The organism is Citrobacter sp. L55, from assembly GCF_002850715.1.
Classification (GTDB): domain Bacteria; phylum Pseudomonadota; class Gammaproteobacteria; order Enterobacterales; family Enterobacteriaceae; genus Citrobacter; species Citrobacter braakii.
Window position 1 is genome coordinate 566,230 of record NZ_KZ559400.1, and the last position, 24,255, is coordinate 590,484.

Sequence of the window (24,255 nt, forward strand, 5' to 3'; positions counted from 1 at the left end):
TTGTTATCGAAAAAATGTCTCAACTGGTAGAAATTTACTATTTCACAGATTGATAACTAACCAGCAACATCCTTATGGCACAAAAATAGAAGGTCAATACATCTTATCTTTCAGGATTAAAAAATATGACCACACCCTCAAATTTAGATATCTACCAACTGATCGACACGCAAAACGGTCGTGTAACCCCACGGATTTATACTGACCCAGAAATTTACCAACTGGAGCTGGAGCGCATCTTCGGGCGCTGCTGGCTATTTCTCGCCCACGAAAGCCAAATCCCCAAAGCCGGTGATTTTTTTAACACCTACATGGGCGAGGATGCGGTCGTGGTGGTTCGCCAGAAAGACGGCAGCATCAAAGCGTTTCTCAACCAGTGCCGCCACCGGGCGATGCGCGTCAGCTACGCCGACTGTGGGAACACTCGCGCCTTTACCTGCCCGTATCACGGCTGGTCGTACGGTATCAATGGCGAGCTGATCGACGTCCCGCTGGAGCCTCGCGCTTACCCGCAAGGGCTATGCAAATCGCACTGGGGACTGAACGAAGTTCCTGGCGTAGAGAGCTATAAAGGGCTGATTTTCGGCAACTGGGACACCACCGCGCCCACGCTGCGCGATTATCTCGGTGACATCGCGTGGTATCTCGACGGCGTGCTTGACCGCCGCGAAGGCGGCACAGAAATCGTCGGCGGCGTACAGAAGTGGACCATCGACTGTAACTGGAAATTCCCCGCCGAACAGTTTGCCAGCGATCAGTATCACGCATTGTTCAGTCATGCCTCCGCTGTGCAGGTGTTGGGGGCAAAAGACGACGGTAGCGATAAACGCCTCGGTGACGGACAAACCGCTCGCCCGGTGTGGGAAACCGCCAAAGATGCACTACAGTTCGGCCAGGACGGGCACGGCAGCGGCTTCTTCTTTACCGAAAAGCCGGATGCCAACGTGTGGGTCGACGGCGAAGTCTCCAGCTACTACCGCGACACCTACGCGGAAGCTGAACAGCGTCTGGGTAAGGTTCGTGCCCTGCGTCTGGCCGGTCACAACAACATTTTTCCAACGCTTTCCTGGCTCAATGGTACCGCTACGTTGCGCGTCTGGCATCCGCGCGGTCCTGATCAGGTTGAAGTGTGGGCGTTCTGTATTACCGATAAAGCCGCCTCTGATGAAGTGAAAGCCGCATTTGAAAACAGCGCTACGCGCGCTTTTGGCCCCGCCGGATTCCTTGAACAGGACGACTCGGAAAACTGGTGTGAAATTCAAAAACTTCTGAAGGGCCATCGGGCGCGTAATAGCAAACTGTGCCTGGAAATGGGGTTAGGTCAGGAGAAACGTCGTGAAGACGGCATTCCGGGGATCACCAACTACATCTTCTCAGAAACCGCCGCCCGCGGCATGTATCAGCGCTGGGCTGATTTACTCAGCAGCGAAAGCTGGCAGGAAGTGCAGGAAAAAACCGCCGCTTACCAGCAGGAGGTGATGAAATGAGTGCTTTAGTTTCCCTGGAACTGCATCACCGCATTACGCAGTTTCTCTACCATGAAGCCAGCCTGCTGGATGACTGGCAGTTTCGCGACTGGCTGGCACAGCTGGATGACGACATTCGCTATACCATGCGCACAACGGTCAATGCCCAGACGCGCGATCGTCGCAAAGGCGTGCAGCCGCCAACCACCTGGATTTTTAACGACAATAAAGATCAGCTTGAACGCCGTATTGCGCGACTGGAAACCGGAATGGCCTGGGCAGAGGAGCCGCCGTCGCGTACCCGACACCTGATCAGCAACTGCCAGGTCAGTGAAACCGAAGTGCCGGATGTATTCGCCGTGCGCCTTAACTATCTGCTGTATCGCGCGCAAAAAGAGCGCGATGAAACCTTTTACGTCGGCATGCGCATGGACAAAGTGCGCCGTTTACCGGGCGATGAGTGGCGCTTACTGGAGCGTGAGATCGTGCTGGATCAAGCGGTGATCACCTCCCATAACCTGAGTGTATTGTTCTGATGAGTCGTATTTATGCCTGCCCCGTAGGGGATTTGCCGGAGGGTGAAGCGCTCCGGCTCGACACCTCGCCCGTCATCGCGCTGTTCAACGTTGGCGGCGAGTTTTATGCCATTAACGATCGCTGTAGCCACGGTAATGCCTCGATGTCGGAAGGTTATCTGGAAGACGACGCGACGGTGGAATGCCCGCTGCATGCCGCCAGTTTCTGCCTGAAAACCGGTAAGGCGTTGTGTTTACCTGCCACCGATCCGCTGACCACCTACGCGGTGTACGTGGAAGGTAGTGATGTGTTCGTTGATATTCCAGAGGACGCGAGATGAGCGATTTACGCGATAACGTGGTCTTTATCACCGGCGGCGGCTCCGGTCTTGGCCTGGCGCTGGTCGAGCGTTTCATTGAGGAAGGCGCGCGGGTCGCCACGCTGGAACTTTCGCCAGCCAAAGTCGCCAGCCTGCGCCAACGTTTTGGCGAACATGTGCTGGCAGTAGAAGGCAACGTCACCTGCTACGCCGACTATCAGCGCGCGGTGGATCAAATTCTGGCGCGCTACGGCACCCTGGATTGTTTGATCGGCAACGCCGGGATATGGGATCACAACGCCTCGCTGGTCAATACGCCAGCGGACGCGCTGGAGAGCGGCTTTCATGAGCTGTTTAACGTCAACGTGCTGGGCTATTTGCTGGGTGCAAAAGCCTGCGCCCCTGCACTTATCGCCAGCGAAGGCAACATCATCTTTACCCTTTCCAACGCGGCGTGGTATCCCGGCGGCGGCGGTCCGTTGTATACCGCCTCTAAACATGCCGCCACCGGGTTGATTCGCCAGTTAGCCTACGAGCTGGCGCCAAAGGTGCGCGTCAACGGCGTCGGTCCGTGCGGTATGGCAACCGATCTGCGCGGCCCACAGGCGCTGGGCCAGGGCGATACGTCGATTATGCAGTCGCTGACGCCGGAAAAAATCGCCGCCATTTTGCCGTTGCAGTTTTTTCCTGAGCCAGCGGATTTTACCGGCCCGTATGTGATGCTGGCGTCAAAGCGCAACAATCGCACATTGAGTGGCGTGATGATCAATGCCGATGCCGGTTTGGGCATTCGCGGTATTCGTCACGTTGCCGCCGGACTGGATCTCTGAGGAGGCGTTATGAGCCATAAAGTTATCGCTATCGTCGGCGGTGGTCAGGCTGCGGCAATGGCCGCCGTCGCACTGCGTCAGCAAGGATTTAACGGCGAATTGCATCTGTTTTCCGATGAGCCGTATCTGCCCTATGAACGCCCTCCGCTCTCCAAAGCAATGCTGCTGGACGAAAATCCACAGCGACAGCCGATCCTGAACGCTGACTGGTGGCTGGAGAACAACGTACAGCTGCATCTTGGCGTCACGCTGCGTCAGATTGACCGCACTTCGCGCACGCTGATGCTCGCCGATGGTCAGTCCTACCGCTGGTCGCAGTTGCTGTTGGCGACCGGGGCCGCCGCCAGACCGCTGTCGCTACTGGATAAACTGGGCGAACGTTGCTTTACCCTGCGTCACGCCACAGATGCCGAGCGTCTGCGCGGTGCCTTGCTGCCGGGCAAGTCGATTGTGATTGTCGGTGCGGGCACCATTGGCCTGGAATTAGCGGCCAGCGCGATCCAACGCGGCTGTAGGGTGACGTTAGTGGAGCTGGCCTCAACGGTAATGGGTCGCAACGCCCCTGCTCCGGTGCGCGACTATCTGCTAAACCGCCACCGACAGGCAGGGGTGCGGGTGCTGCTCAACAGCGCCATTGAGCACGCTGAAGCGGGAGAGTTTCTCTCGCTTACCCTGCAAAACGGCGAGACGCTACAGGCCGATGCGCTGGTTTATGGCATCGGCATCGTGGCGAATGATGCGCAGGCTCGCGAAGCGGGGCTGGAGACGGCTAACGGTATTATCGTTGACTCCGCCTGCATCACCTCCGATCCCGCGATTTTCGCCGCCGGTGATGTGGCGATAACGCGCCAGCCTGACGGTTCGTTAGAACGAGTAGAAAGCTGGGAAAATGCCAATAACCAGGCACAGATTGCCGCTGCCGCAATGCTCAACCTGCCGTTGCCGGAGAAGACGCCAGGCTGGTTCTGGACCGACCAATTTAATGACAATCTGCAATTTGTTGGCGATATGCAAGGGCAAACATGGCTATGTCGTGGCAATCCGGATGACGGCAAGGCTATCTGGTTCCACCTGCGTGATGGGAAGCTAATTGGCGCAGTAGCGCTCAACAACGGACGCGAAGTGCGCGCACTGCGTAAGTTAATTCATTCAGGACGAGTAGTAAGCGAGGAAGCGCTGTGCGATGAAGGCGTAGCGCTGAAGTCGTTGTGATAGCAGCCTGATAAGCGCAGCGCTATCAGGCATTAAAAAAGGCCGCATCAGCGGCCTTTCGTTTTGCGTTAAGCAGAATTACGCGTAAACCGGGAAGCGTGCGCAGATATCCAGAACTTTACCTTTGACGCGCTCGATAACGGCTTCGTCATTGATGTTGTCCAGAACGTCACACATCCAGCCAGCCAGCTCTTTCACTTCCGCTTCTTTAAAGCCACGGCGAGTTACAGCCGGAGAACCGATACGGATACCGGAAGTCACAAACGGGCTCTTCGGATCGTTCGGCACGCTGTTTTTGTTAACAGTGATGTTAGCGCGGCCCAGTGCGGCGTCAGCTTCTTTACCGGTCAGGTTTTTATCAACCAGATCCAGCAGGAACAGGTGGTTTTCAGTACCGCCAGAAACCACTTTGTAGCCACGGTTCAGGAACACTTCCACCATCGCTTTGGCGTTTTTGGCAACCTGCTGCTGGTAAACCTTAAACTCAGGCTCCATCGCTTCTTTCAGCGCCACGGCTTTCGCCGCGATCACGTGCATCAGCGGGCCGCCCTGCGCGCTTGGGAACACCGCGGAGTTCAGCTTTTTGTACAGCTCTTCGTCACCGCCTTTAGCCAGGATCAGGCCGCCGCGCGGACCCGCCAGGGTTTTGTGGGTGGTGGTGGTCACTACGTGTGCGTGTGGAACCGGGTTCGGGTAAACGCCTGCGGCGATAAGGCCCGCAACGTGCGCCATGTCAACGAACAGGTATGCGCCAATGCTGTCGGCGATTTCACGCATTTTTGCCCAATCAACAACGCCGGAGTAAGCCGAGAAGCCGCCGATGATCATCTTCGGCTTGTGCTCTTTGGCCTGCTTAGCCATATCTTCGTAGTCAATTTTACCGGACTCATCAATACCGTAAGGAATGATGTTGTACAGCTTGCCAGAGAAGTTAACCGGGGAACCGTGAGTCAGGTGGCCGCCTTGCGCCAGGTTCATACCCAGAACGGTATCACCCGGTTGCAGCAGAGCGGTGTAAACAGCGAAGTTAGCCTGGGAGCCGGAGTGCGGCTGTACGTTAGCGTAGTCAGCGCCAAACAGCTCTTTTGCACGATCGATAGCCAATTGCTCAACGATATCAACGTACTCGCAACCGCCGTAGTAGCGCTTGCCCGGATAACCTTCAGCGTATTTGTTGGTCAGCTGAGAACCCTGCGCCTGCATAACACGCGGGCTGGTGTAGTTTTCGGAGGCGATCAGTTCGATGTGCTCTTCCTGACGTACTTTTTCCTGCTCCATAGCCTGCCACAGTTCGGCATCATAATCGGCAATGTTCATTTCACGCTTTAACATCCGCATCTCCTGACTCAGCTAACAATAGAATTTCGGCCTAAAAAGGCAGTCCCGTTGGACGACGGCGAACAGTATAACCGAATCATTCTTCGATAACAGGTCTTGACAAAGGATTTTACGCAAACGATTACCTTCACGGCACGCAAGACTTTGGAGAACAAAGGTCTGCTGAATTTCAACGGATTTCTTTTCAGGTTTGTGATGCAGATTTTTCACGATGTAACCTTTACAACGCAAAGTGACAAAGAACCATTTACAATGCAGGGGTATTTTTTATAAGATGCATTTGACATACATCATTAAAATTTCAGATAAAGGAAGACCGTATGCTTGACGCACAAACCATCGCTACAGTGAAAGCCACCATTCCCCTGCTGGTTGAAACAGGCCCGAAGCTGACCGCCCATTTCTACGATCGCATGTTTACGCATAACCCAGAGCTGAAAGAAATCTTCAACATGAGTAACCAGCGTAATGGCGATCAGCGGGAAGCGCTGTTTAACGCTATTGCCGCGTATGCCAGCAATATCGAGAACCTGGCGGCGCTGTTGCCTGCCGTCGAGAAAATCGCGCAGAAGCATACCAGCTTCCAGATTAAACCGGAGCAGTACAACATCGTAGGTGGCCATTTGCTGGCAACGCTGGACGAAATGTTCAGCCCAGGCCAGGAAGTTCTGGATGCTTGGGGCAAAGCATACGGCGTGCTGGCGAACGTTTTCATCAACCGTGAAGCGCAGATCTACAGTGAAAATGCCAATAAAAATGGCGGCTGGGAAGGTACCCGTCCTTTCCGCATCGTGGCAAAAACCCCACGCAGTGCACTTATCACCAGCTTTGAATTTGAACCTGTCGACGGTGGCGCAGTGGCTGAATATCATCCGGGGCAATACCTGGGCGTCTGGCTGAAGCCGGAAGGTTTCCCGCATCAGGAAATTCGTCAGTACTCACTGACCCGTAAACCCGATGGCAAAGGCTACCGTATTGCCGTGAAGCGTGAAGACGGTGGTCAGGTTTCCACCTGGCTGCACAACCATGCGAATGTGGGCGACGTCGTTCACTTAGCTGCACCTGCGGGCGATTTCTTTATGGACGTTGCGACCGATACCCCAGTGTCTCTGATTTCAGCAGGCGTGGGTCAAACCCCGATGCTGGCGATGCTGGATACGCTGGCAAAAGCGAATCATACGGCGCAGGTTAACTGGTTCCACGCGGCAGAAAATGGCGATGTACATGCCTTTGCCGATGAAGTGAATGAACTGGGCAAAACGCTGCCACGCTTTAGCGCACACACCTGGTATCGTGAGCCAACCGAAGCCGATCGCGCGAAAGGTGCGTTTGATAGCGTTGGTCTGATGGATTTGAACAAACTGGAAGGCGCAATCAGCGATCCGGCGATGCAGTTTTATCTGTGCGGTCCGGTTGGCTTTATGCAGTTTGCCGCGAAGCAGCTGAGCGGCCTGGGCGTGAAAAACGAGAACATTCATTACGAATGCTTCGGCCCGCATAAAGTCTTGTAATTACTCATGCCGGATGGCGCTGCGCTTATCAGGCCTACGGGATATTGTAGGCCTGATAAGGTGTTTACACCGCCATCCGGCAAGCACGGCGCGGCTTAGATTGCCGCGTCGTCTTCTTCACCGGTGCGAATACGAATCACGCGTGCCACGTCGAAGACAAAAATCTTACCGTCACCGATTTTACCTGTCTGGGCAGTACGAATAATGGTGTCGACGCAGGTATCGACGATGTCGTCGGTGACCACAATTTCAATTTTTACCTTCGGCAGAAAATCCACCATATATTCCGCACCACGGTACAGCTCAGTATGGCCTTTCTGACGGCCAAACCCTTTCACTTCTGTTACAGTCATACCGGTAATGCCGACTTCAGCCAGCGCTTCGCGGACGTCGTCCAGCTTGAAGGGTTTAATAATCGCATCAATCTTTTTCATGCTATTCCTTGAAAAGGTCGCCTGTCTTTTGATCGAATAAAACTAACATAATCCGCAGATTTATTCTTTGAAATCGTTTGCATCCAGCTCATGGCGAGAGAGCAACTTGTAGAATTCGGTGCGGTTGCGCCCCGCCATTCGCGCCGCATGGGTCACATTGCCCTTGGTAATTTGCAACAGCTTACGCAGGTAGTTGAGTTCAAACTGGTTACGCGCTTCAACAAAGGTCGGCAGCGCGGTGTTCTCCCCTTCCAGCGCCTGCTCCACCAGCGCGTCGCTGATCACCGGCGAAGAGGTCAACGCCACGCACTGCTCAATCACGTTAACCAACTGACGCACGTTACCAGGCCAACTGGCGGTCATTAACCGTTTCATGGCATCGGTCGAAAAGGCGCGCACGAACGGTTTGTGTCGTTCAGCTGACTGGCGCAGCAGATGGTTTGCCAGCAGCGGAATATCTTCCGTACGCTCGGCCAGCGCCGGGATCTTCAGGCTCACCACGTTGAGGCGATAGTACAAATCTTCGCGAAATTCCCCCCGAGCCATCGCTTTGGGTAAATCACGGTGGGTCGCAGAAACGATCCGCACATCAATATCGATATCGCGGTTACTGCCCAGCGGCCTGACTTTTCGCTCCTGCAATACACGTAGCAATTTAACCTGCAACGGCGCGGGCATATCGCCAATCTCATCGAGAAACAGGGTCCCGCCTTCCGCGGCCTGAAATAGCCCTTCACGATTGCTCACCGCGCCGGTAAAGGCGCCGCGCGCATGACCAAACAGCTCAGACTCCAGCAGTTGTTCCGGCAATGCGCCACAGTTAATGGCAATAAAAGGCTTGTGGCTGCGCGGGCTGGCGTTATGAATGGCCTGGGCAAAAACTTCTTTCCCGGTTCCGCTTTGGCCGTTGATCAATACGCTTACGTCCGATTGTGCCACCATGCGCGCCTGTTCCAGCAGACGCAGCATCAGTGGGCTGCGGGTGACGATGGACTCACGCCAGCTGTCATCAGCGGCAGGCGCAGACTGTTCCAACGCCCCGTCGATCGCATGGTATAACGCGTCTTTATCGACTGGCTTAGTGAGAAAGCTGAACACCCCTTGCTGGGTCGCCGCAACGGCGTCGGGGATGGAACCGTGAGCGGTGAGGATAATAACCGGCATTCCCGGCTGCACTTTCTGGATTTCAGTAAACAGCTGCATGCCGTCCATTTCATCCATGCGCAGATCGCTAATAACCAGATCCACTTTTTCACGGTTCAGCACTCGTAGCCCTTCCTGCCCGCTTTCTGCGGTTACGACGCTGTAGCCTTCGCTGGTCAGGCGCATTCCAAGTAATTTCAACAGGCCGGGATCGTCATCCACCAGCAGCAGATGCGCGGGCTTACGGCTTATCATGGCGTGACCTCATCGGCAGACGGCGCTGCGCCTTCCTCGTTATCAGGTGGGGTGAGTTTATCGTTCCCGTGCGGCGCATCAGGGTTGTAACTACCGGCAGGTTTGCGCGTGGAAAGCTGGCGTTCAATATCGGTCAGATTCTCCAGCTTGCGGGTCGTGAGATCGAGCTGAGACTGCAAATGTTGCTGCTGCTGACGTAGCGTATCAAGATCGCTGTCTGACGCCTGCTGAAGCTTGCTGTAGCGCATACGCTCTTCGGCCAGTTGCAACTGCAACGTCTGACTGCTGCGCCAGACCTGATACAGCGGGCGTACCTGTGGCGGAATTTGCGGGCTTAATGCGTCGAGGCGCGTAACCGTCTCCCGCCTTTCAGGCGGCGTAATGTTGGCGTTATCAAGCAGGATCCCGCGCCTGAAAGCCCCCTGCCAGGTATCAGGCATCATCGTGCTGGCTTCACTACGCGCCTGTACCGGCATCAGGCGATTGGCGCAATCCATCGCCCGCAGCCAGTACAGCGGATTGGTCTCTGTGGGCTGACCAGACAGCGACCAGATATCGCTACAGTCGGTAGCAAGGTAGTCCGCCAGTTGATGAGGCGGAATTTTCTCCTGCGAGGGGTCGCCGATAATATGATTCACCGCGTTCGGGACGCAGCCTACCAGCGCCAGACACGGCAGGCTTGCGAGGATGACGCGACGGAAAAAATGTCGTTTAAGCATTCGGACAACAACGTATGGCATACTCACCAGACTTAGGTTTATTTTAGTGATTTTTCGCTGCAGATAGCGGCAGTTCTATGCGAAAACAAACGTTTTGCGCATGCTCATCAACCAGATACAGTTTGCCCCGCATACGGCGGATGCAATCTCTGGCAATGCTCAGCCCCAACCCGCTTCCTTTTACCGCCCCTTTTCGCTGATGGCTACCCTGGAAAAAAGGCTCGAAGATCATGGTCTGTTCTGCTTCTGGAATCGGTGTGCCGGTATTCATTACATCAATGTATACCATTGAGCCATGCAAACTGCTGCGGATCCAAATGTTACCGGATTCAGCGCCATAGTGCACCGCATTGGAATAAAGATTGTCCAGCACGCTCATCAATAGCATCGGTTCTGCCAGGCAGGCGTTCACCGCAAGCGCAACATCAGTATGTATCATTTTGGCGCGAGCGGGCAGGCTATGTGCAGAAACGACACTTTCCACCAGCGGCGCGATTTCCACTCGTTCAAGCTCAACCTCGTCATCCGCCAGCTTGCGGTTGTAATCGAGCAGTTGCTCAATCAGTTTTTGCAGGTTGCGGCTACTGTCATCGAGAATACCGACCACCTCTTTTTGCTCTGGCGTTAACGGCCCAACGACCTGATCGGCTAACAGCTCGGTACCTTCGCGCATGCTCGCCAGAGGCGTTTTCAGCTCATGAGACAGGTGGCGTAAAAACTGATGTCGTTGTGACTCCAGCCAGGAGAGACGTTCGCTCAGCCAGATAATGCGCTGGCCCACGGACCGCAGCTCCCGGGGTCCCGTAAATAATACGCTATCGCCCAGCGAGCGCCCTTCCCCCAGACGATTGATCATTTTTTCTATGCCCTTCACCGGACCGATTATCATGCGGGTAAACAGCAACACCATCGCCAGGCTGACAAGAAACAGCACCAGCGCCTGCCAGCCAAAGAACTGCCCACGTTCGGCTATTTCCTGCTGTAGCTGCTGCCCGCGAGAAAAGACGACCGTGCGCGTCGCTTGTACCATTTCAGTATTGGCACTGGCGAAAGCGTCCAGCCGCGCCGCCGCCACGCTATCAGGACCACTGTTGGTGCACTGTAACTGCGCGAGATCGTTGAGGTCCTGACGCAGTGCCTGATAAAGCTTGGTATCCGGCAACACGCCCGCATGCGCATCCAGCATGTCGCTGTAGCGTTTACGTTGGCTCTGGTAAACCTTAGCCAGCGTCGGGTCATCAAGCACACAGTATTGCCGGTAGCTACGCTCCATCTCCAGCGCGGCATTGGTCATCGCTTCGCTGCGTCTGGCGTCAATCAGCGTGGTTTGGTTCGTCAGCGCCGCCTGCGCGCTCAGGGCATTCAGACTTTGCCACGCCTGCCAGGCCAAAACTAACAACGGCAGCAGGATAAGCAAAAATGCCAACGTAACCAATTGACGTAAAGATCGGGGGAAAACAGACCAGCGCTTCAAGGCGTTACTCTCAATGGACAGGAATTAGGTTGATGCTAACTGAGGGGAACGTCAGATACAACAAAGCCGGGATTAACCCGGCTTTGTTGTGGAATAAGGCGGTGCCTAACTCGACGTTTCGCCCGAAGGTTGATATGAGCGATGCTAATATCAGATGTTGGACGGCAGGCACCTTGTTGTGCGTCATTCGAAGTTTATGTAGCACGTCCCGAAGGGGCTGACATAAGAAGGTGAATGAGCCACTGGGTTATATTATGCAGCATCTGTGCCAATATTCAAAACACTTTATTAACACAATGATAAATATAGAAAATGTTCTTATTCATATGAAAAATGATTTTGGCTATTTTTCACCCTTACCGTCTCCAATCAGCAACACTTGCAGCACTTAAAAATAAAGTCATTGCAAATCATATGATTAAGTGTCTCTTTTTGACGACAACGTCACCCCACCTATGTCGGGATTTCCCGACACTTAAACGCATTGTCGGATAGCGGCATACAAAATGACAGACAAAAAAAAGCCCCTCACGCAGAGGGGCTTAAAGGTTATCGAGCTGATTACCCGAGCTGTTTACGCGCGTTGCGGAAGATACGCATCCACGGGCTGTCCTCGCCCCAGTTTTCCGGGTGCCAAGAGTTGCTCACGGTACGGAATACGCGTTCCGGGTGCGGCATCATAATGGTGACGCGACCATTTTCAGTAGTAACGGCAGTAATTCCGTTCGGCGAACCGTTCGGGTTAGCCGGGTAGGTCTCGGTCACCTTACCGAAGTTATCAACGTAGCGCAGCGCCACCAGTCCCTTACTCTCCAGCGCGGCCAAATGCGCGCCGTCACGCACTTCCACACGGCCTTCACCGTGAGAAACGGCAATCGGCATCATCGAACCAACCATATCGGCAAGCAGTAAAGACGGGCTTTGTGTCACTTCGACCAGGCTGAAGCGGGCTTCAAAACGATCGGAGTGGTTACGCACAAAGCGCGGCCACAGCTCGCTTCCCGGGATCAGTTCACGCAGGTTAGACATCATCTGGCAACCGTTACACACCCCGAGTGCCAGCGTTTGCGGGCGATGGAAGAAGGTTTCGAACTCATCACGGACGCGGTTGTTGAACAGAATCGACTTCGCCCAGCCTTCCCCTGCGCCGAGCACATCGCCGTAAGAGAAACCGCCACAGGCTACCAGCGCCTGGAAGTTACCCAGACCGATGCGTCCGCCCAGCAGGTCGCTCATATGCACATCGATGGAGTCAAAGCCCGCACGGTGGAAGGCAGCCGCCATTTCGACGTGGGAGTTCACACCCTGCTCGCGCAGCACGGCCACTTTTGGACGCGCGCCGGTAGCGATGTACGGGGCGGCAACATCTTCGTTGATATCAAACGACAGTTTAACGTTGAGGCCAGGATCGGCATCGTTAGTTTTCGCGTCGTGTTCCTGATCGGCACACTCCGGGTTGTCGCGCAGACGCTGCATCTGCCAGGTGGTTTCCGCCCACCACATGCGCAGCGTGGTGCGGCTTTCGCTGAACACCGGCTGACCGTTGGCGCTCAGGGTGAAACGGTCACCCGTTACCGCCTGGCCGAGATAGTGCACGCAATCTGCCAGGCCATGTTGTGCCAGCAACACCTCAACCGCTTCACGGTCAGCAGCGCGAACCTGGATCACTGCGCCCAGCTCTTCATTAAACAGCGCCGCCAGACGATCGTCACCCAACGAGTGGATATCAGCGTCAATACCGCAGTGACCGGTGAAGGCCATTTCCGCCAGCGTAACCAGCAGTCCGCCGTCGGAACGGTCATGGTAGGCCAGCAGCTTACGCTGCGCGACCAGCGCCTGAATGGCGTCGTAGAAGCCTTTCAGTTGCTCAACGTTACGCACGTCGGCAGGCTTGTCGCCCAGTTGACGATAAACCTGTGCCAGCGCCGTCGCGCCCAGCGCGTTGTGACCAAGACCGAGGTCAATCAGCAGCAGGGCGTTGTCTTCAGTAGAGAGCAGTGGGGTTATCGTGTGGCGCACGTCTTCCACGCGGGCAAAGGCGGTGATCACCAGCGACAGCGGCGAAGTCATTTCACGCTGCTCATTACCTTCCTGCCAGCGGGTTTTCATCGACATAGAGTCTTTGCCCACCGGAATAGTCAGGCCAAGCGCCGGACATAATTCTTCCCCAACGGCTTTTACCGCTTCGTACAGCCCGGCATCTTCACCGGGGTGACCCGCAGCCGCCATCCAGTTGGCCGACAGTTTAATGCGTTTGATATCGCCAATCTGCGTTGCCGCAATGTTAGTCAGCGCTTCACCTACCGCCAGACGCGCAGAAGCCGAGAAATCCAGTAGCGCAACTGGCGCACGCTCACCGATAGACATCGCTTCACCGTAGTAGCTATCCAGGCTTGCGGTGGTGACCGCGCAGTTGGCTACCGGGATCTGCCACGGACCAACCATCTGGTCACGCGCCACCATGCCGGTAACGGTACGGTCGCCGATCGTCACGAGGAACGTTTTCTCAGCGACAGTCGGCAGATGCAGCACGCGGTTAACCGCATCTGCAATCGAGATTTCGCCACGATTCAGGGCGTCGCCTTTGGCTTTCAGCGTCTGCACATCGCGGGTCATTTTCGGGGTTTTACCCAGCAGCACATCAAGCGGCATGTCGATCGGCTGGTTATCGAAGTGGCTGTCGCTCAGTGTGAGATGCTGTTCTTCAGTGGCCTCACCGATCACCGCATACGGCGCGCGCTCGCGCTTACACAGTTCGTCAAACAGCGGTAGCTGGTCAGCGGCAACCGCCAGCACATAACGCTCCTGGGATTCGTTACACCAGATTTCCAGCGGGCTCATACCCGGCTCGTCGCTAAGGATATCGCGCAGCTGGAACTTACCGCCGCGACCGCCATCGCTTACCAACTCCGGCATGGCGTTAGACAGACCGCCTGCGCCAACGTCATGGATAAACAGGATCGGGTTCGCATCGCCCATCTGCCAGCAGCGGTCGATAACTTCCTGGCAACGACGTTCCATTTCCGGGTTGTCGCGTTGTACCGAAGCGAAATCAAGATCGGCATCAGACTGGCCGGAAGCCATAGAGGAGGCCGCCCCGCCGCCAAGCCCGATGTTCATCGCCGGGCCGCCGAGGACGATCAGCTTGGCGCCAACGACGATCTCACCTTTTTGCACATGATCGGCACGGATGTTACCGATCCCCCCCGCCAGCATGATCGGTTTATGGTAACCGCGTAGCTCTTCGCCGTTGTGGCTGTTGACCTTTTCTTCGTAGGTTCGGAAGTAGCCGGTCAGCGCCGGACGACCGAATTCGTTGTTAAATGCCGCGCCGCCCAACGGACCTTCGGTCATGATATCGAGCGCGGTAACAATACGGTCCGGCTTACCAAAGTCTTCTTCCCACGGCTGTTCAAAGCCAGGAATACGCAGGTTGGAAACGGAGAAGCCCACCAGCCCGGCTTTCGGTTTTGCACCACGACCGGTTGCACCCTCGTCGCGGATTTCGCCGCCGGAGCCGGTAGCCGCGCCCGGCCACGGAGAGATAGCCGTCGGGTGGTTGTGGGTTTCAACCTTCATCAGGATGTGGGCTGGCTCCTGATGGAAATCGTAGCGGCCGGTTTTGTGGTCGGCAAAGTAGCGGCCCACTTCAGAACCTTCCATTACCGCGGCGTTGTCTTTATAAGCAGACAGCACGTGGTCCGGCGTGGTTTCGAAAGTGTTTTTAATCATCTTGAACAGCGACTTGGGCTGCTGTTTACCGTCGATAACCCAGTCGGCGTTAAAAATTTTGTGGCGGCAGTGCTCGGAGTTAGCCTGCGCAAACATGTACAGTTCAATGTCGTTCGGGTTGCGTCCCAGTTTGGTAAACGCATCCTGCAGATAGTCGATTTCGTCTTCCGCCAGCGCCAGACCGAGACGCAGGTTAGCGTCGATCAGCGCCTGGCGTCCCTCACCCAGCAGATCAACACTGGAGACCGGCGCAGGCTGGTGATGGACAAACAGTTTTTCGGCATCGTTCAGCGCAGAGAAAACCGTTTCCATCATGCGGTCGTGCAGTTCGTCGGCAACCATCTGCCACTGCTCAGCGGTCAGCGTAGAGGCTTCTACATACCAGGCAATGCCACGTTCCAGACGGCTAATCTGTTGCAGGCCGCAGTTGTGGGCAATATCAGTCGCTTTAGAAGACCACGGGGAGATGGTGCCAGGGCGAGGCGTAACCAGCAGCAGTTTGCCTTCAGGGGCATGGCTGTGAAGAGCAGGACCATATTTCAGCAGGCGTACAAGCTGGGCGTGCTCATCCTCATTCAACGGTGCATTCAGATCGGCAAAATGGACGTACTCGGCGTAAATATTGTGGACCTGGAGGTTGGCAGCCTGAAAACGTGCCAGCAGTTTGTTAATACGGAATGCAGACAGTGCAGGTGAACCACGCAGAATTTCCATCATAAGTCTCTCGTCTTCTAAGCTTTCGGTGTGCCCAAGTGGGGGAAACGGGCGTCATTATAAAGAATCTACCGCGCCGACGAAACCGTTTGCGTCGAAATAAAATCACGACCGTCTCTTATCATCAAATGCGGTCTGGTTTCTGAATAAGTTGCCAACTGACGCAAGTTTAAGCAAAATGCCGCTCATTAATGACGACTTCACTTCTTAATCATCACCACAGCAGGCAGAGACAACGTACGGTTCAGAGAATTAACTAATTGAAAAAATTAAAGATTAATTATCTGTTCATCGGCATATTAACGCTGTTGTTGGCAGCGGCCCTCTGGCCATCTATTCCCTGGTTCGGTAAAGCCGAAAATCGTATCGCCGCCATTCAGTCGCGGGGAGAACTGCGCGTCAGTACCCTCGACTCGCCGTTAACTTACGCGACCCTCAACGGCAAGAAATTCGGCCTGGATTATGAACTGACTCAGGCGTTCGCCAACTACCTGGGCGTGAAGTTAAAAGTCACCGTGCGCCAGAACATCAGCCAGCTTTTTGACGACCTGGATAACGGCCATGCCGATCTGTTAGCCGCAGGCCTGGTATATAACAGCGAGCGGGTGAAAAATTACCAGCCCGGCCCAACCTACTATTCGGTTTCACAACAGTTGGTGTATCGGGTTGGGCAATACCGCCCGCGCACTCTTGCCACTGTGAACGAAAATCAGCTGACCATCGCCCCGGGACACGTGGTGGTTAACGATCTCCAGTTACTTAAAGAGAATAAATTTCCCGATCTGAGCTGGAAGGTGGATGACAAAAAGGGCACTACTGAACTGCTTGATGATGTTATCGCCGGGAAGCTGGATTACACCATTGCCGATTCCGTCGCCATCAGCTTATACCAGCGCGTACATCCTGAACTGGCCGTAGCGCTGGACGTATCTGACGAACAGCCGGTGACCTGGTTTAGTCGCCTGGACGATGACAACACGCTGTCTGCCGCCCTGTTGGATTTTTTTAACACCATGAATGAAGACGGCTCTCTGGCGCGACTAGAAGAAAAGTATCTCGGACATGGCGATGATTTTGACTATGTTGATACCCGCACCTTTTTACGCGCCGTAGACAGCGTATTGCCGGACCTTAAGCCGCTGTTTGAGAAATATGCGCAGGAGATAGACTGGCGACTGCTCGCCGCAATCTCTTATCAGGAGTCACACTGGGACGCGCAGGCCACTTCCCCGACCGGCGTACGCGGGTTGATGATGCTGACCAAAAATACCGCTCAAAGTCTCGGACTGACTGACCGCACCGATGCCGAACAAAGCATCAGCGGCGGCGCACGGTATTTGCAGGATATGATGAGTAAAGTGCCCGATACCGTCCCCGAAGGGGAACGCATCTGGTTTGCGCTCGCAGCCTACAACATGGGTTATGCGCACATGCTGGATGCACGGGCGCTGACAGTGAAAACCAAAGGCAATCCGAACAGCTGGTCCGACGTAAAACAGCGTCTGCCACTGCTCAGCCAAAAGCCGTATTACAACAAGCTGACCTATGGTTATGCGCGAGGCCACGAAGCCTACGCTTATGTAGAAAATATCCGTAAGTACCAGATTAGCCTGGTGGGGTATCTGCAGGAGAAAGAAAAACGGGCGCTTGAAACGCAGCAACTGGCGCAGGATTACCCGGCGGTGACGCCGGCAGAGCTAATAGGTAAAAATGAATTGCCGCTTTCGGCGTTTTTGTCTCAGACGTCGTCAAATTACCTGTCGCACTCCCCTTCCCTGCTGTTTTCACCGCAGAAAAAAGAGGGCAAGTAGCCTCGGAAGCCTGATAAGCGCAGCGTCATCAGGCAATCAGACCGGCATTTACAAATTGGCGTTTTTTTTCAGCGCTTTGATTTCCTGACGACGCATGCGAAAGAAATCACTGAGCAACGTGGCGCATTCATCTCGTAGCACCCCTTCGGTCACCTCCACCCGATGATTCATTCCAGGGTGATGCAGTACATCCATTAATGACCCGGCTGCCCCCGTTTTCGCATCGCGCGCGCCAAAAACGACCTGGCCGATACGGCTGTGCACCATCGCGCCTGCGCACATCACACACGGCTCCAGAGTGACATACAGCGTGGTATCCAACAGACGGTAGTTTTGCAGCACCAGGCCGCCCTGACGCAGCGCCATAATTTCAGCGTGGGCAGTCGGATCATGGTGACCAATCGGACGGTTCCAGCCTTCGCCAATCACGCGGTTGTTATGTACCAATACCGCGCCCACCGGGACTTCACGCTCATCCCAGGCGCGCTTAGCCAGCGTTAAAGCATGACGCATCCAGTATTCGTGGCTAAATTCAACTTCAGACAAAGGGGGTAACTCCAGTAATCAAAGCGGGCGCATTATACACAGACGCTATCGTTTACTCTATTCGAGTTGTTGCAGCTCTCCGCGCGGCGTGACGCGCCAGCGATGCTGGCAAAAAGAGAGCAGAGGATTGTCCTGATTACTGTCGCTGTAGCCACTGTAAAGCTGAAGCGGCGCACCAATGTGGCGTTCCAGTTGCGTCACTTTCTCATGGCCCAGACAGCGCAGAGGCAGCACCCACCCGCCGAATCCCCGCGCCATTTTACTGGCGATCAGATTGACACGCGGTAGCCACGGCGTGTCGAAGTACACCTGCTCGACCAGCGACTGCGGGGAGCCAGTAATAAGCCAGATTTCGGCGTCAGAGCTTAACAGGTAGGTTGTCAGCCGCTGCTGCACGAGCGGAAAGGCCGTCACGTTACTGCGAAACCAGCGCACAAAGTCAGCCTGATGCCCTTTCAGACGCGCCTCGCTACGACCAAAAGTGCATCCCCACAACAGCAGGCTCATTGGCCAGCGGGCGGCGCGCCCTTGTATCAGCAGCGCCAGCGCAATCACCGGTAGCAGAGGCAGCACAAGCAACGCGTTCAGCGGCTGGCGACGCAGCAGATAACGTATAAAGCTACCGAACATATCCTGCTGATGTAACGTGCCATCCAAATCAAAAAAAACAACGCGGCGCTGGTGATTGGTCAAACCTTATTCCTCTGGATCGTTGAACCCCAATAGCCAGGTAAACAGGAACCCGGCGATAACTGCTACCAGATAGCCTAACAGATAGAACATCACTTTTCCGGCAACAATCGTCAGTGCCAGCGGCAAACCGGAGATGCCAAAGGTGATAACCGTCGCCACCTTCCAGTAGCTAATCAGCGCCCCGCCTACCGCTCCGCCAAGGCAGGCACCGATAAACGGTTTACCCAACGGCAGCGTGACGCCAAAAATAAGCGGCTCGCCAATGCCCAGCAGCCCGACCGGCAGCGCTCCTTTGATCACTTTCTTTAGCCGCGCATTGCGGGTTTTCATCAACACCGCTATCGCAGCCCCTACTTGTCCAACGCCTGCCATCGCCAGGATAGGAAAGAGCGCGTTATAACCGTGCGCCTGTACCAGCTCAACGTGGATGGGCACCAACCCTTGATGAAGTCCGGTGAGCACCAATGGCAGGAAAGTTCCCGCCAGTATGGCACCAACCAGGAAACCGCCGCGGTCGATAGCCCAGGATGCGCCGTGAGCGATAGATTCAGAAATCCAGCCTCCAAGCGGTTGTAGCGCCACAATCGCGATAGCCCCGGTAATGATGGTGGTCAGCAGCGGGTTAAGTATAAGCTCCAGCGATTCCGGCAACAGCTCGCGGAATTTGCGCTCGATCCAACACATCAGCGCAACCACCAGCAGCACTGCGATCACCCCGCCGCGCCCCGGCTGCAACGCTTCGCCAAACAGGGTAATCTGCGCCAGCTGCGGACTGGAGAGGATCCCCGCCATCACCCCGCCCATCGCCAGAGAGCCGCCGAAGACTTTGGCGGTATTCACCCCAACCAGAATATTCATGATGGCAAACACGGCGCTGCCAAATATGCCCATCAGCCCCAGCATATTCGGATAATGGGTCGCAAAATCCCCCACGATATCCGGTCGCTTAAGGATGTTTATAATGCCGGTGATCAAACCGGAGGCGATAAACGCAGGAATAAGAGGGATAAAGACGTTCGCCAGCTTGCGCAGCGCATCGCTCATTGGCGCTTTGTACTTCGCTTTGGCCTCTGATTTGGTGCGCTCGATATTATTCACATCTGCACGCTCGCCGCCACCGGCAATCAGGGAGCGCATGGCATCCACCACCTTGGCAGCTTTACCGGGGCCGACGATTATCTGATGCTGCGCGCCCTGCTTCACGTAACCGCTAACACCGGGCAGTTGCCTGAGACGGGGAATATCAATCTGACCGTCATCCTGAACTTCCACCCTGACGCGGGTCATACAATTTTCCAGGCGCAGAATATTTTGCTCTCCGCCTACGCCCAGCAGAATGTCGCTGGCCAGCACCGCCGTCTTATCCATATACACCTCTTAGTGTTCTAACGCCGCGCGTAAAAAACCCTGGTGAGCGGCAAGCTTTTCGCGGGCGGTAGCGGCATCCAGGCCGGTGAGCGCCATTAAAATCGCTGGCTTAACATCAAAATCAGTCTGCTTTAGCAGCGCTTGCGCCTGTTCACGCGCAATGCCGGTGGCTTCAACCACCATACGGCACGCCCGATCGACCAGTTTGACGTTGGTTGCCTGCATATCCACCATCAGGTTCTGGTACACCTTGCCAAATTTCACCATCGCACCGGTGGAGATCATATTGAGCACCAATTTTTGCGCGGTGCCGGATTTCAGTCGTGTTGACCCGGTCAACGCCTCCGGTCCCACCACCGGGGAGATTGCAATATCCGCTTCATGCGCGACAGGAGAATCCGGATTGCAGGAAATAGCCGCCGTCGTACAACCCACCGAACGCGCATATTTCAGCCCGCCAATCACATACGGCGTGCGACCTGAAGCCGCCAGACCAACCACCAGATCCTGTGCGGTAAGGTTGAGTGCGCGCAGATCATCCTCGCCTAACTGCGGGTTATCTTCCGCGCCTTCTACCGCCTTGAGCAGCGCGCCCGGCCCCCCGGCAATCAGCCCAACCACCAGACCATGCGGTACACCGAAGGTCGGTGGGCACTCAGACGCGTCCAGCACTCCAAGACGTCCGCTGGTCCCTGCGCCCATGTAAATAATGCGTCCACCGGCTTTTAACGCGTTGGCTGCCGCATCGACCGCACACGCAACTTGAGGCAGAGTTGCTTTTACTGCTTCCGCTACCAGCGTATCCTGTTGATTAAATCGATGAACCAACTCCAACGTTGAGAGCGCATCCAGATCCATGGTCTGTGGATTGCGGGTTTCTGAAACTAATGCACCGAGATTCATTTTTTGTTCCTTAGGAATTTTTAATTCATAATAATCTGTCATAATGGAATATTATATTCATCCAGGCGAGTGAAATTTTGTTTTGCAATCGCCATCACGTTTTCGCCAGGAGACAGCATGAACTGTTTAATTCGCATTCGTCAGCGTTACCCGGACCTCGCGCAAAGCGATAAAAAACTTGCGGATTATCTTCTTGCTCAGCCGGATACCGCGCGTCATCTCAGCTCACAGCAGCTGGCCTTTGAAGCAGGCGTCAGCCAGTCCAGCGTGGTGAAGTTCGCGCAAAAGATGGGCTTTAAAGGGTTTCCGGCGCTGAAACTGGCGATTAGCGAAGCGTTGGCCAGCAATCCCAACCCTCATTCCATTCCGGTGCATAATCAGATTCGCGGTGACGACCCCATGCGTATGGTGGGCGAAAAACTGATTAAAGAGAACGTGGCGGCGATGCATGCGACGCTGGACGTCAACAGCGAAGAGAAACTGATAGAGAGCGTCACGATGCTGCGCTCAGCCCGGCGCATTATCCTGACCGGGATTGGCGCATCGGGTCTGGTAGCGCAGAATTTTGCCTGGAAACTGCTAAAGATTGGGTTTAACGCGGTGGTTGAACGCGATATGCACGCCCTGCTGGCGGCGGTGCAGGCGCTTTCACCCAACGATCTGCTGCTGGCCATTTCGTATACCGGAGAACGCCGCGAACTCAACCTGGCTGCGGATGAAACGTTGCGCGCCGGAGCCAAAATTCTCGCCATCACCGGATTTACACCTAACGCCCTGCAACAGCGCGCAACTCATTGTCTGTACACGATTGCTGAAGAACAGGCCACGCGCAGCGCAGCGATTTCCTCTACCCATGCGCAAATGATGCTCACTGATTTACTGTTTATGGCGCTGGTGCAGCAAGATCTGGAGCATGCCCCGGAACGCATTCGCCACAGCGAAGCACTGGTAAAAAAACTGGTCTGAGCAAAGAATGCGCGTATAATGCCCGCCCGATTTGTGATGTTTTGAGAGTTTCCTGATGGCCCTGTTAATCACTAAAAAGTGTATCAATTGCGATATGTGCGAGCCCGAATGCCCGAATGAGGCGATTTCGATGGGTGACAGCATTTACGAGATTAACAGCGACAAGTGTACGGAATGCGTAGGCCATTACGACACGCCAACCTGCCAGAAGGTGTGCCCGATCCCCAATACTATTTTGAAAGATCCGGCACATGTCGAAACGGAAGAGCAGCTGTGGGATAAGTTTGTACTGATGCACCACGCCGATAAGCTGTAACGTTGCCTGATGACGCTATGCTTATCAGGCCGACAAAACGTTAGCTCTCGATAATCACCGTGGCGCAGGCGTAGTGACGCTCATCGGCCAGCGTCACATGCATATGTGCGACGCCGAGTTTTTCCGCCAGTTTTAACGCCTCCCCCCATAACCGCAGACGCGGCTTACCGAGTTCGTCGTTAAAGACTTCAAACTGATTAAACGCCAGACCGTTGCGAATACCGGTACCCAAGGCTTTTGCTGCCGCCTCTTTGACCGCAAAACGCTTCGCCAGAAAGCGCACCGGTTGCTGATGCGTCTCCCAGATTGCCCATTCGTTGTCGCTGAGCACGCGTCTTGCCAGACGGTCGCCGGAACGGGAGATCACCGCTTCGATGCGGGCAATCTCCACGATATCCGTACCTAATCCCAGAATAGCCATTAGCCACGCGCTTCCAGCATCAGGCGCTTCATTTCGACTACTGCATCTTTCAGACCGCTCATCACCGCGCGGCCGATAATGGCATGGCCAATGTTCAACTCGTGCATTTCCGGGATCCGGGCGATGGCTTTAACGTTGTGGTACGTCAGGCCGTGCCCCGCATTCACCTTCAGACCAAGGCTGGCGGCAAAGGTCGCCGCTTTGGCGATACGCGCCAATTCGCTGGCCTGTTCAGCGTCGGTTTTCGCATCGGCGTAACAGCCGGTGTGAATTTCGATGTACGGCGCGCCGACTTCAGCAGCGGCCTTAATCTGTTCGTCATCAGCATCGATAAACAGCGAAACCAGAATGCCTGCGTCCGCCAGGCGTTTGCAGGCATCACGCATCTTGTCACGCTGACCCGCGACATCCAGGCCACCTTCAGTCGTCACTTCCTGACGTTTTTCCGGCACCAGGCAGCAAAAATGCGGCTTAGTCTCAACGGCAATCGCCAGCATCTCTTCGGTTACCGCCATTTCCAGATTCATACGCGTATCCAGCGTCTGGCGCAAAATGCGCACGTCGCGATCGGTAATATGGCGACGGTCTTCACGCAAGTGCACGGTAATGCCGTCTGCGCCCGCCTGCTCAACGATAAACGCCGCCTGAACCGGGTCAGGGTATGCGGTGCCGCGTGCATTACGTAAAGTGGCAATGTGGTCAATGTTGACGCCTAACAGTAATTCGGCCATGGCAATCCATCCTCGTAATCATTTTTTGTTTTTACTGCGCGTTTTGGCATAAATTGCCGGAACAGTTCCCGGCTTTTTAACGGCTTACCACCAAGATACGGCTTTAACGCCATGCGGGTAAAGCGTTTCGCGGCGCGAAGCGTATCAGCATCCGGAAATTCCCGCGATTCGAGTGCTTTCAGATGGCGTCCGGTAAAGGTGGCGTTATCAATCACTACGCTTGCGATAAACCCTTTTTCTTCCCGGTAACGATAGGTCATGGTGTCGTCCACCGGCTCGCCACTACCCGCACAGTGGGTAAAATCGACGCCGTACCCCAGATGTCCAAGTAAGGCCAGCTCAAAGCGACGCAGCGCAGGCTCTGGCGAACCCGTCGCGCCAGCCAGCGCCTGAATACAGTTCAGGTAGTCGAAAAAGAGTTCAGAAAAGCGGGTCTCATACTCAAGTACGCGAGAGATAAGCTCGTTGATATACAAGCCACTGTACAGTGTGATACCGCTAAGGGGGAGAGCCAGAGAAACGGCTTCGGCACTGCGTAAGGTTTTGACCTCACCACGTCCACCAAAGCGAAGCAACAACGGAGTAAAAGGCTGGAGCGCGCCTTTGAGATTAGAACGTTTGGAGCGCGCGCCTTTAGCCACCAGGCGCACACGACCCGATTCTTCCGTGAAGACGTCCAGCACGAGACTGGTTTCGCTCCACGGGCGGCTATGCAGGACAAAAGCGCGTTGCCATCCTTCCATCATACCCGCCGTCTTTCAAGCTGCAGGTGTGTTGGCTGCGCCCACTCACCCCAGTCACTCACTTGAGTAAACTCCCGAGGATCTGCGGTCTTGC

At 55.1% G+C, this 24,255-nt stretch carries 22 protein-coding genes and 1 pseudogene; 10 read left to right on the forward strand and 13 right to left on the reverse strand.

The annotated features are described in order from the left end of the window. The first annotated feature begins 125 nt into the window (after positions 1-125). Genes hcaE through hcaD form a run of 5 tightly spaced genes read left to right on the forward strand, consistent with a single transcriptional unit; the run spans position 126 to position 4,343 of the window. Positions 126-1,487 carry a 3-phenylpropionate/cinnamic acid dioxygenase subunit alpha gene (gene hcaE, locus B9P82_RS07140; RefSeq protein ID WP_047358252.1) on the forward strand — a complete coding sequence of 454 codons (1,362 nt, stop codon included), beginning with the start codon at positions 126-128 and terminating at the stop codon, positions 1,485-1,487. Then, positions 1,484-2,002 (forward strand): 3-phenylpropionate/cinnamic acid dioxygenase subunit beta, encoded by a 519-nt coding sequence (gene hcaF / locus B9P82_RS07145; RefSeq protein WP_016154024.1) that lies wholly within the window; start codon positions 1,484-1,486, stop codon positions 2,000-2,002. Before hcaE ends, hcaF begins: the two co-directional genes overlap by 4 nt. Continuing rightward, positions 2,002-2,322, forward strand: a complete 321-nt coding sequence (gene hcaC / locus B9P82_RS07150; RefSeq protein WP_016154025.1) for a 3-phenylpropionate/cinnamic acid dioxygenase ferredoxin subunit — start codon at positions 2,002-2,004, stop codon at positions 2,320-2,322. Before hcaF ends, hcaC begins: the two co-directional genes overlap by 1 nt. Further along, complete coding sequence (gene hcaB / locus B9P82_RS07155; protein ID WP_019077395.1) at positions 2,319-3,131, forward strand: 3-phenylpropionate-dihydrodiol/cinnamic acid-dihydrodiol dehydrogenase; 813 nt, start codon at positions 2,319-2,321, stop codon at positions 3,129-3,131. Before hcaC ends, hcaB begins: the two co-directional genes overlap by 4 nt. A gap of 9 nt (positions 3,132-3,140) precedes the next feature. Further along, a complete protein-coding gene (gene hcaD, locus B9P82_RS07160; RefSeq protein ID WP_101700136.1) occupies positions 3,141-4,343 on the forward strand; it encodes a phenylpropionate dioxygenase ferredoxin reductase subunit in 1,203 nt (400 codons plus the stop codon). 78 nt (positions 4,344-4,421) lie between these two features. Here the strand turns inward: hcaD and glyA are convergent, their stop codons facing one another. Next, positions 4,422-5,675 (reverse strand): serine hydroxymethyltransferase, encoded by a 1,254-nt coding sequence (gene glyA, locus B9P82_RS07165; protein WP_003835277.1) that lies wholly within the window; start codon positions 5,673-5,675, stop codon positions 4,422-4,424. Between the two features lie 326 nt (positions 5,676-6,001). On the opposite strand from glyA, the gene hmpA reads away from it, so the two are divergent. After that, complete coding sequence (hmpA, locus tag B9P82_RS07175) at positions 6,002-7,192, forward strand: NO-inducible flavohemoprotein (RefSeq protein WP_101700137.1); 1,191 nt, start codon at positions 6,002-6,004, stop codon at positions 7,190-7,192. Positions 7,193-7,195: 3 nt separating this feature from the next. After that, positions 7,196-7,291, forward strand: a pseudogene (locus B9P82_RS29380) (hypothetical protein); the annotation flags it as partial. On the opposite strand, the gene glnB reads toward B9P82_RS29380, so the two are convergent. The 5 genes from glnB to purL all read right to left on the reverse strand — a co-directional run bounded on the left by glnB (position 7,288) and on the right by purL (position 15,666). Next, a complete protein-coding gene (glnB, locus tag B9P82_RS07180) occupies positions 7,288-7,626 on the reverse strand; it encodes a nitrogen regulatory protein P-II (protein WP_002914032.1) in 339 nt (112 codons plus the stop codon). The pseudogene B9P82_RS29380 and the gene glnB overlap by 4 nt on opposite strands. 60 nt (positions 7,627-7,686) lie before the next feature. After that, the gene (gene glrR / locus B9P82_RS07185) at positions 7,687-9,021 is read right to left on the reverse strand and encodes a two-component system response regulator GlrR (RefSeq protein WP_304412487.1); all 1,335 of its coding nucleotides are present in this window, start codon (positions 9,019-9,021) and stop codon (positions 7,687-7,689) included. Further along, positions 9,021-9,764, reverse strand: a complete 744-nt coding sequence (gene qseG, locus B9P82_RS07190) for a two-component system QseEF-associated lipoprotein QseG (RefSeq protein WP_049041523.1) — start codon at positions 9,762-9,764, stop codon at positions 9,021-9,023. Before qseG ends, glrR begins: the two co-directional genes overlap by 1 nt. A gap of 22 nt (positions 9,765-9,786) precedes the next feature. Continuing rightward, positions 9,787-11,217, reverse strand: a complete 1,431-nt coding sequence (gene qseE, locus B9P82_RS07195) for a two component system sensor histidine kinase QseE/GlrK (RefSeq protein WP_049282310.1) — start codon at positions 11,215-11,217, stop codon at positions 9,787-9,789. Between the two features lie 561 nt (positions 11,218-11,778). Next, positions 11,779-15,666: a phosphoribosylformylglycinamidine synthase gene (purL, locus tag B9P82_RS07200; RefSeq protein WP_101700138.1), complete on the reverse strand. Its 3,888-nt coding sequence runs from the start codon at positions 15,664-15,666 to the stop codon at positions 11,779-11,781. A 257-nt stretch (positions 15,667-15,923) separates the two neighbouring features. Between purL and mltF the strand changes: the two genes are divergently transcribed. Next, positions 15,924-17,474, forward strand: coding sequence for a membrane-bound lytic murein transglycosylase MltF (gene mltF / locus B9P82_RS07205; protein ID WP_080860023.1), 1,551 nt, complete (start codon positions 15,924-15,926; stop codon positions 17,472-17,474). Between the two features lie 48 nt (positions 17,475-17,522). On the opposite strand, the gene tadA is transcribed toward mltF, so the two are convergent. Genes tadA through murQ form a run of 4 tightly spaced genes read right to left on the reverse strand, consistent with a single transcriptional unit; the run spans position 17,523 to position 20,984 of the window. Continuing rightward, a complete protein-coding gene (gene tadA, locus B9P82_RS07210; RefSeq protein ID WP_019077403.1) occupies positions 17,523-18,020 on the reverse strand; it encodes a tRNA adenosine(34) deaminase TadA in 498 nt (165 codons plus the stop codon). A gap of 57 nt (positions 18,021-18,077) precedes the next feature. Further along, entirely contained in the window at positions 18,078-18,713 is a 636-nt protein-coding gene (gene yfhb / locus B9P82_RS07215) for a phosphatidylglycerophosphatase C (RefSeq protein WP_016157167.1), read from the reverse strand. A gap of 3 nt (positions 18,714-18,716) precedes the next feature. After that, the gene (locus B9P82_RS07220; protein WP_101700139.1) at positions 18,717-20,081 is read right to left on the reverse strand and encodes a PTS transporter subunit EIIC; all 1,365 of its coding nucleotides are present in this window, start codon (positions 20,079-20,081) and stop codon (positions 18,717-18,719) included. Between the two features lie 9 nt (positions 20,082-20,090). Next, positions 20,091-20,984, reverse strand: a complete 894-nt coding sequence (murQ, locus tag B9P82_RS07225) for an N-acetylmuramic acid 6-phosphate etherase (protein ID WP_019077406.1) — start codon at positions 20,982-20,984, stop codon at positions 20,091-20,093. Positions 20,985-21,101: 117 nt separating this feature from the next. On the opposite strand from murQ, the gene B9P82_RS07230 reads away from it, so the two are divergent. Continuing rightward, positions 21,102-21,950: a MurR/RpiR family transcriptional regulator gene (locus B9P82_RS07230; protein ID WP_016154045.1), complete on the forward strand. Its 849-nt coding sequence runs from the start codon at positions 21,102-21,104 to the stop codon at positions 21,948-21,950. A gap of 55 nt (positions 21,951-22,005) precedes the next feature. Beyond that, complete coding sequence (locus B9P82_RS07235) at positions 22,006-22,266, forward strand: YfhL family 4Fe-4S dicluster ferredoxin (protein ID WP_003037590.1); 261 nt, start codon at positions 22,006-22,008, stop codon at positions 22,264-22,266. A gap of 40 nt (positions 22,267-22,306) precedes the next feature. Here the strand turns inward: B9P82_RS07235 and acpS are convergent, their stop codons facing one another. Genes acpS through recO form a run of 3 tightly spaced genes read right to left on the reverse strand, consistent with a single transcriptional unit; the run spans position 22,307 to position 24,161 of the window. Further along, positions 22,307-22,687 (reverse strand): holo-ACP synthase, encoded by a 381-nt coding sequence (acpS, locus tag B9P82_RS07240; RefSeq protein ID WP_016157171.1) that lies wholly within the window; start codon positions 22,685-22,687, stop codon positions 22,307-22,309. Further along, complete coding sequence (gene pdxJ, locus B9P82_RS07245; protein WP_016157172.1) at positions 22,687-23,418, reverse strand: pyridoxine 5'-phosphate synthase; 732 nt, start codon at positions 23,416-23,418, stop codon at positions 22,687-22,689. The genes acpS and pdxJ overlap by 1 nt, the downstream gene beginning before the upstream one ends. Continuing rightward, a complete protein-coding gene (gene recO, locus B9P82_RS07250; RefSeq protein ID WP_101700147.1) occupies positions 23,400-24,161 on the reverse strand; it encodes a DNA repair protein RecO in 762 nt (253 codons plus the stop codon). Before recO ends, pdxJ begins: the two co-directional genes overlap by 19 nt. Between the last annotated feature and the right edge of the window lie 94 nt (positions 24,162-24,255).

Bases quoted from the DNA above. Each gene is read 5' to 3' on its own strand.
- hcaE (WP_047358252.1), top strand. From the start codon at position 126: ATGACCACACCCTCAAATTTAGATATCTACCAACTGATCGACACGCAA.
- hcaF (WP_016154024.1), top strand. From the start codon at position 1,484: ATGAGTGCTTTAGTTTCCCTGGAACTGCATCACCGCATTACGCAGTTT.
- hcaC (WP_016154025.1), top strand. From the start codon at position 2,002: ATGAGTCGTATTTATGCCTGCCCCGTAGGGGATTTGCCGGAGGGTGAA.
- hcaB (WP_019077395.1), top strand. From the start codon at position 2,319: ATGAGCGATTTACGCGATAACGTGGTCTTTATCACCGGCGGCGGCTCC.
- hcaD (WP_101700136.1), top strand. From the start codon at position 3,141: ATGAGCCATAAAGTTATCGCTATCGTCGGCGGTGGTCAGGCTGCGGCA.
- glyA (WP_003835277.1), bottom strand. From the start codon at position 5,675: ATGTTAAAGCGTGAAATGAACATTGCCGATTATGATGCCGAACTGTGG.
- hmpA (WP_101700137.1), top strand. From the start codon at position 6,002: ATGCTTGACGCACAAACCATCGCTACAGTGAAAGCCACCATTCCCCTG.
- glnB (WP_002914032.1), bottom strand. From the start codon at position 7,626: ATGAAAAAGATTGATGCGATTATTAAACCCTTCAAGCTGGACGACGTC.
- qseG (WP_049041523.1), bottom strand. From the start codon at position 9,764: ATGCCATACGTTGTTGTCCGAATGCTTAAACGACATTTTTTCCGTCGC.
- purL (WP_101700138.1), bottom strand. From the start codon at position 15,666: ATGATGGAAATTCTGCGTGGTTCACCTGCACTGTCTGCATTCCGTATT.
- B9P82_RS07220 (WP_101700139.1), bottom strand. From the start codon at position 20,081: ATGGATAAGACGGCGGTGCTGGCCAGCGACATTCTGCTGGGCGTAGGC.
- murQ (WP_019077406.1), bottom strand. From the start codon at position 20,984: ATGAATCTCGGTGCATTAGTTTCAGAAACCCGCAATCCACAGACCATG.
- B9P82_RS07230 (WP_016154045.1), top strand. From the start codon at position 21,102: ATGAACTGTTTAATTCGCATTCGTCAGCGTTACCCGGACCTCGCGCAA.
- B9P82_RS07235 (WP_003037590.1), top strand. From the start codon at position 22,006: ATGGCCCTGTTAATCACTAAAAAGTGTATCAATTGCGATATGTGCGAG.
- acpS (WP_016157171.1), bottom strand. From the start codon at position 22,687: ATGGCTATTCTGGGATTAGGTACGGATATCGTGGAGATTGCCCGCATC.
- pdxJ (WP_016157172.1), bottom strand. From the start codon at position 23,418: ATGGCCGAATTACTGTTAGGCGTCAACATTGACCACATTGCCACTTTA.
- recO (WP_101700147.1), bottom strand. From the start codon at position 24,161: ATGGAAGGATGGCAACGCGCTTTTGTCCTGCATAGCCGCCCGTGGAGC.